The 6906-nt window shown below is 49.7% G+C and carries 3 protein-coding genes and 1 pseudogene; all 4 read left to right on the top strand.

Annotated features, from left to right (window positions below):
- A partial coding sequence (locus B3Z75_RS05850) for a DUF5110 domain-containing protein (protein WP_294068604.1) occupies window positions 1–606 on the top strand: 606 nt, incomplete at its 5' end.
- Window positions 603–3128 (top strand): glycoside hydrolase family 2 TIM barrel-domain containing protein, encoded by a 2526-nt coding sequence (locus B3Z75_RS05845; RefSeq protein WP_294068601.1) that lies wholly within the window; start codon window positions 603–605, stop codon window positions 3126–3128. The genes B3Z75_RS05850 and B3Z75_RS05845, both read left to right, overlap by 4 nt.
- Window positions 3129–3304: 176 nt before the next feature.
- The gene (locus B3Z75_RS05840; RefSeq protein WP_294068599.1) at window positions 3305–6424 is read left to right on the top strand and encodes a SusC/RagA family TonB-linked outer membrane protein; all 3120 of its coding nucleotides are present in this window, start codon (window positions 3305–3307) and stop codon (window positions 6422–6424) included.
- Between the two features lie 18 nt (window positions 6425–6442).
- A pseudogene (locus tag B3Z75_RS05835) lies at window positions 6443–6906 on the top strand (RagB/SusD family nutrient uptake outer membrane protein); the annotation flags it as partial.

Raw genomic sequence — 6906 nt, 5'->3', positions numbered from 1 at the left:
GACTACACGATTATGCGTGCCCTGGTAATGGATTTCGGTAAAGACCAGCAAGTAAATGACATCGGTGACCAGTATATGTTTGGAAATTCACTGATGGTCTGTCCCGTCTATACCTACCAGGCAACTGATCGGGAGGTTTATTTTCCCTCCACCACCGGCTGGTATGATTTCTATTCCGGAGCATTCATTGAGGGAGGACAAAAACAACGGGTAGACGCTCCCTATAACCGTATACCGCTCTTTGTGAAAGAAGGAGCCATTATCCCTTTTGGTCCGGAAATTCAATATACCGACGAGAAAAAACCCGAACAGATCACCTTGTATCTCTTTGCCGGTAAAAATGGGAACTTCACGCTCTACGAAGACGAAGGGGTGAATTACAATTACGAAAAGGGAGCTTATGCCACCATCGGCTTCCATTACGATGAGGCGTCCAAAACACTCGAAATAGGTGAGAGGCAGGGGGCATTTAATGGCATGTTGCAGGAGCGCACTTTCCATATCGTCTGTGTGGATAAAAACAGACCGCAGGGAGTAAACCCCGATGCTAAGGGGATTGAAGTGGTCTATACCGGTCAGGCTCAACAGATAGCTTTGGGAAAATGAAAAATAGTGTGACCATATTGTTGTTGCTTGGCATTCTGCTTGTGCTTGTGGAATTCAATGCATGCCGGAAGAATGACGGGAGCCCCCGTGAAACCGAGAGTTTCAACAGTGGATGGCGTTTTTTCCTTGGTGATACGCCCGAAGCCAGTAACAGGTTCTTCGATGATAGCGGTTGGAGAGAGTTGGAGCTGCCCCACGATTGGGCTATTGAAGGCAATTTCAGCAAGGATCACCCCTCGGGGAGTGGGGGTGGAGCTCTGCCCGGAGGGGTTGGTTGGTACCGGAAATCCTTTTCACTGGATCGATCCTGGGAAGGAAAAAAAATATTCGTCGACTTCGATGGTGTCTATATGAACTCCGATGTATGGATTAACGGTATTCATCTCGGATACCGCCCTTACGGCTATATATCATTTCGGTATGACTTAACACCCCACCTGAAGTTTGATGCGGAGAACGTGATATCAGTGCGGGTAGATAACAGTGAACAACCCAACTCCCGCTGGTATTCAGGGTGCGGTATTTACAGGAATGTCTGGCTGACGAGCGTCGACCCGGTATATGTAGATTTGTGGGGAGTATATGTAACCACGCCGGAGGTCACGGAAGAAAAAGCCCTGGTGAAGGTAAGGACAACAATAAAAAACGAAATGCCCCGGGAGGTGGATCTCATAAACGAAACAACTATCCTGGATGCTTCGGGAAAACAGGTCGCTTCGACTCTGACTTCCGACAGACTGGGTGCCGGCTCCTCAAAAGAGATTGAGCAGACGATCCCTGTGCCGAAGCCGGTATTATGGTCACTCGAAAATCCTTCTCTCTACGAGGTGGTCACCCGGATTTTTGTAGACAATGAACAGACCGATCACTATGTGACCTCTTTCGGTATCCGTACCTTCACTTTCGATGCCGAAAAGGGATTCTTTCTCAACGGGCAACATACCAAAATAAAAGGAGTCTGCATGCACCACGACCTGGGTTGTCTCGGTGCGGCCATCAACACAAGAGCCATTGAACGGCAACTTGAGATACTGAAGGAGATGGGTGTGAATGGTATTCGTACTGCACATAATCCTCCCGCACCGGAACTGCTCCGGCTATGTGACCGGATGGGATTCATCGTTATGAATGAAACATTCGACATGTGGCGTAAGCGAAAAACCACCTACGATTACTCCCGTTATTTCAACGAGTGGCACGAACGCGATTTGACCGACCACATTCTCCGTGACCGCAATCACCCTTCGGTGTTCATCTGGAGCATCGGAAACGAAGTACTCGAACAGTGGACTCATGCTGAAGCCGATACACTCAACATCCAACAGGCAAATCTACTGTTGAACCTCAAACGCGACGGGACAGCACTTGCCGGGGAAAACGGAGAGCCGATGAGTGTGAATGCCCTGTTGACGGAGAAACTGGCCAATATTGTTAAGAGATTGGATCCTACCCGACCCGTGACAGCCGGCAACAACGAAACACATCCGGCCAATCATCTTTTTGCATCGGGAGCGCTCGACCTGATCGGATTCAATTATCATGGACAGGATTACCCGAATGTGTCCGATAATTTCCCCGGAAAACCATTTATTGCCACAGAGACCACGTCGGCTTTGATGACCCGCGGCTATTACCGGATGCCAAGTGATTCCATGTATGTCTGGCCTCTGCGCTGGGATATCCCGTTTACCGATCCCTCTTACGCTTGTTCTTCCTATGACAATTGCCACACTCCCTGGGGATCTGCACACGAGCAGGCATGGAATGAGGTGAAAAACGCCGATTATATCAGCGGAATGTATGTCTGGACTGGATTCGACTACCTCGGCGAACCCACCCCTTTCTGGTTCCCGGCACGGAGTTCCTATTTCGGTATTGTTGATCTGGCCGGTTTTCCGAAAGATGTATATTACATGTATCAATCGGAATGGAGCGATAAAGAGGTATTGCATGTTTTCCCGCACTGGAACTGGCAACTGGGAGAGATCGTCGACCTGTGGGCCTATTACAACAACGCCGATGAGGTGGAGTTATACCTGAATGACGTCTCTCAGGGCATCAAAAGAAAAGAAGGGGAGCAACATCACGTTTATTGGCGTCTGCCCTTTGAACCCGGTACGGTGAAAGTGGTCTCCCGGAAAAACGGAAAAGAGGTATTAGCGAAAGAAATAAAAACTGCCGGTGAGCCGTCACGGATTCGGTTGACGGCCGATCGCCGCGTGGTCAAAGCTGATGGGCATGACCTGAGTTTTGTGACCGTGGAGGTGCTGGATGAAAAGGGGATCGCTTGCCCCAATGCTGAAAACCTGATTCGTTTCGGTGTGTCAGGAATGGGTACTATCGTAGGTGTGGACAATGGCAGCCCAACCAGTCAGGAAGGCTTTAAAGCATCCGAGCGGAAAACATTTTATGGAAAATGCCTGGTTGTGCTGAAGAGTGAGAAGAGCAGGGGTGTGATTCATCTGACCGCTCAGTCGGATGGATTGATGAAAGAGACGATTGACATTGTGGTAGAAAGGTAGAATCGGTAAGCGATTCGAAAAAGTATAATACGCATTGTTTTTTTGATTGATTTGTTAAACCGGAAGGATGTAATGGCTAATGCAGTGAATGTTAAACTTTTAATTGTGGAAGTATGATAAACATGAATCTAAAGCGAAGTATAAATAGTGGTTATTTATACTGTTTTTTAATCGGGATGTCACTGATCCTGTGGAGACCGGTGGCACTGCACGCAGAACCTTTGCAGACGAACAGCGTCTCCGGCAGGGTGGTCTCGGCAACCGACGATGAGCCACTGGTCGGTGTTACGGTGTCTGTAAAAGGAACCACCAACGGGACGGTAACCGATATCGACGGCCGGTATGTTATTCAGACAGCACAGGGAGAGACGCTTATCTTCTCTTATGTCGGATTTATATCGCAGGAGGTGACCGTACGCGAAAATGTGATCAATATAACACTGATGGAAGATACCGAAGTGCTTGAAGAACTGGTGGTGATTGGCTATGGTGTGCAAGCCAAGAAATTATCTACCGGAGCCACCGTGCAGGTGAAAGGTGACGAACTGGCCAAAATGAATACAAACAGCCCCTTGCAAGCACTCCAGGGAAAAACACCCGGGGTAAACATCACCTCTACCTCCGGACAACCCGGCTCCGATATGAAAGTGGTGATACGTGGCCTGGGAACCATCGGAAACCACAGCCCTCTCTACCTGATCGACGGAATAGGGGGTGACATATCCACGTTGAATCCCTCCGACATCGAGAGCATCGACGTGTTGAAAGATGCCGCCTCGGCAGCCATTTACGGAGCACAGGCTGCCAACGGGGTGGTGTTGATTACCACCAAAAGCGGCCGGGAAGGGAAGGCACAGGTGAACTTCGATGCCTATTATGGTGTGCAGAACGTGGCCCGCAAGGCAGACATGCTGAATGCAGCCCAGTATATGACCATCATGGACGAACAGGCACTGAACAGTGGCAACGCAGCTTTCAACTGGAGCGATTTCCAGTCGATTCACGATGCAGACGGCCAGATATATGATACGGACTGGGTGGAAACAATGTTCAAGGACAATGCAGTCACCGAGAGCTATGTACTGGGTGTGACCGGCGGATCGGCTGCTTCTACCTATGCCCTCTCCCTGGGTTATATGAATCAGGAAGGGGTTGTGGGAGGGGCCGATGTCTCCAACTACGAACGGTACAATTTCCGTATCAATTCAGAGCATAAGCTGTTTAACAACTTCCTGAAGGTGGGTGAACAGGTAAGCTTCATCTACCGGATAAACAATGGTATCAGTGTGGGTAACCAGTACAACAACACGTTGAGGGGGGCTTTCGGGGTCTCGCCGTTGGCGCCGGTCTACAGTGACAACAACCCGTATGATTCACCGTACAACGATACCAGCAACAGCGACTGGTACAACGGAGAAGGAAACCCCTATGGTCTGATGATGACCAACACCAACAACGAAAACAAGGCCGCCACATTGAACGGGAACCTCTTTGCCGAGATTGAACCGGTAAAAGGGTTGAAATTGCGTACCCTGTTTGGTGCAGTCTTCAATGCAAGTGAGTACCGTAGTTTCACACCGCTCTATCATTTCAGTATCTACAGCTACAACGATACCCGTACCGGTGTGTCGCAGAATATGAATCAGGGGCTCGGCATGACCTGGACGAATACCGCCACCTATGACTGGACGGTGAACGATCATGTATTCAACGCGTTGCTCGGCATGGAGGCCTATCGCTACCAGGGTACCTATCTGGGAGCCGGCAATGGCATACTGAAAGAGGGGTTCGACACCTGGAAGTACGCCTATATCAACAACGGTACCGCCTCTTCCAGCACCGATGGCCTGAGCGCATCAGGCAGCCCGCACGATGATGCACGCAGCATCTCTTACTTCGGCCGTTTGGGGTGGAACCTGAAAGAGACCTATATGATCAATGCCACACTGCGTGCCGATGGTTCCTCCCGCTTTGCCAAAGGCAACCGTTTCGGTTACTTCCCCTCCGTCTCTGCCGGCTGGACACTCACCAACGAGTCATTTATGCAAGATGCCCCGGCATGGATCAATTTTCTGAAACTACGCGCAAGTTGGGGACAAGTGGGTAACCAAAATATTGCCAACTACCAGTATCTGGCTCCGATGAAGAACACCAACACCCATTACCTGTTTGGTTCGGAGGGATACAACGATGCTGAAGCAGCTAAGCAGCTGGCAACAAACTGGGGAGCTTATCCCAACCGTCTGGCCAACGAAAAGGTAACCTGGGAAACATCCGAGCAGACCAACATCGGTCTGGACGCCTATCTGTTCCGTACCCGTCTCGGCGTGAATCTCGATTTCTATTTGAAGAACACCAAAGACTGGCTTGTACAGGCCCCAATTTTGTCGACCGTGGGCGCGGGAGCTCCTTATATCAACGGAGGGAGTGTGAAAAACAGCGGTGTGGAACTGGCTTTGAGCTGGAACGATCGACTGAATAATAATTTCAGCTATCAGATAGGTATAAACGGTGCCTATAACAGGAACAAGGTAGGTGAAATACCGACCGAAGACGGGATCATCCACGGACAGACAAACCAGTTGTATGACAATACACCCGAGTTCTATCGGGCGGAAAATGGCAAGCCCATCGGGTACTTCTGGGGTTACAAGATACATGGCCTTTTCCAGAATGAGCAGGAGATCACAGAGTGGATTGCTGCCGGCAACGGTGTCCTCCAGAATGACGTGAAACCCGGCGATGTGAAATACATCGACGTGAATCGGGATGGTGTGATCGACGATCACGACAAGGTAAATCTGGGTAACGGGATGCCCGACTTTACATACGGTTTCAATCTTGGTTTCGGATATAAAGGTTTTGACTTTTCTCTTCAGGCTAGCGGTGCAGCCGGTCAGCAGATCGTACAGTCCTACCGGAATTTCACCAACAAGTATGCCAACTATACCACTGCCATACTTCAACGCTGGACCGGTGAAGGTACAAGCAACAGAATCCCCCGTGTGACCGAACAGAACATCAACTGGCAATTCTCCGATCTTTTTATTCAGGAGGGCGACTTTCTGCGCATCACGAACATCACCCTGGGATATGACTTCTCCCGATTTGTGAAGCACGAATTCATCAGTCAGGCACGTCTCTATGCGCAGGTGCAAAACGCCTTTACCTTTACAAAGTATGAAGGCATGGATCCGGAAATAGGCTATGGTACGGATGGTTGGGTGTCGGGCATTGATGTAGGATATTATCCTCGTCCGCGAACGGTTCTTTTCGGCGTCAATCTTACCTTCTAACTCATTAATACAAAAACTATGAACAAGATAAAAATCAATATAGTGGCAGTGGGACTTCTTTCCCTGATGATGGGGGTGACCTCCTGTGCCGAGAGCTTTCTGGATGTGGAGTCCAAAACGGAATCCACTACCGGTACTTCCTACAAGAACGAGAAAGATGTCTGGCGTGCCTTGATCGGATGTTACGACGGATGGCGTCAGACCTCTTCTTCCATGCAGATAGGCTTCTATCTGGGCGCTGAGACCATGAGCTACGAATGTTTCGGAGGAACCGGAAATGCCGACGGGCGAGGTTATCAGGCCATCGACCGGTTCGACATATCGCAGTCACCGGCCGACCTGAACATGTATGAAAACGATTGGAGAAACTATTACGCGGCGGTTTATCGTTGCAATGAACTGATTTCACGCGAGGAGCAAATAAGCTGGAACGAGACAAACAGCATGCGGGGAACTTATATGGGTGAATGCCGTACCATTCG

Source organism: Proteiniphilum sp. UBA1028 (genome assembly GCF_002316955.1).
Taxonomy (GTDB): Bacteria; Bacteroidota; Bacteroidia; order Bacteroidales; family Dysgonomonadaceae; genus Proteiniphilum.
This window is presented reverse-complemented; position numbering and strand designations above follow the sequence as displayed.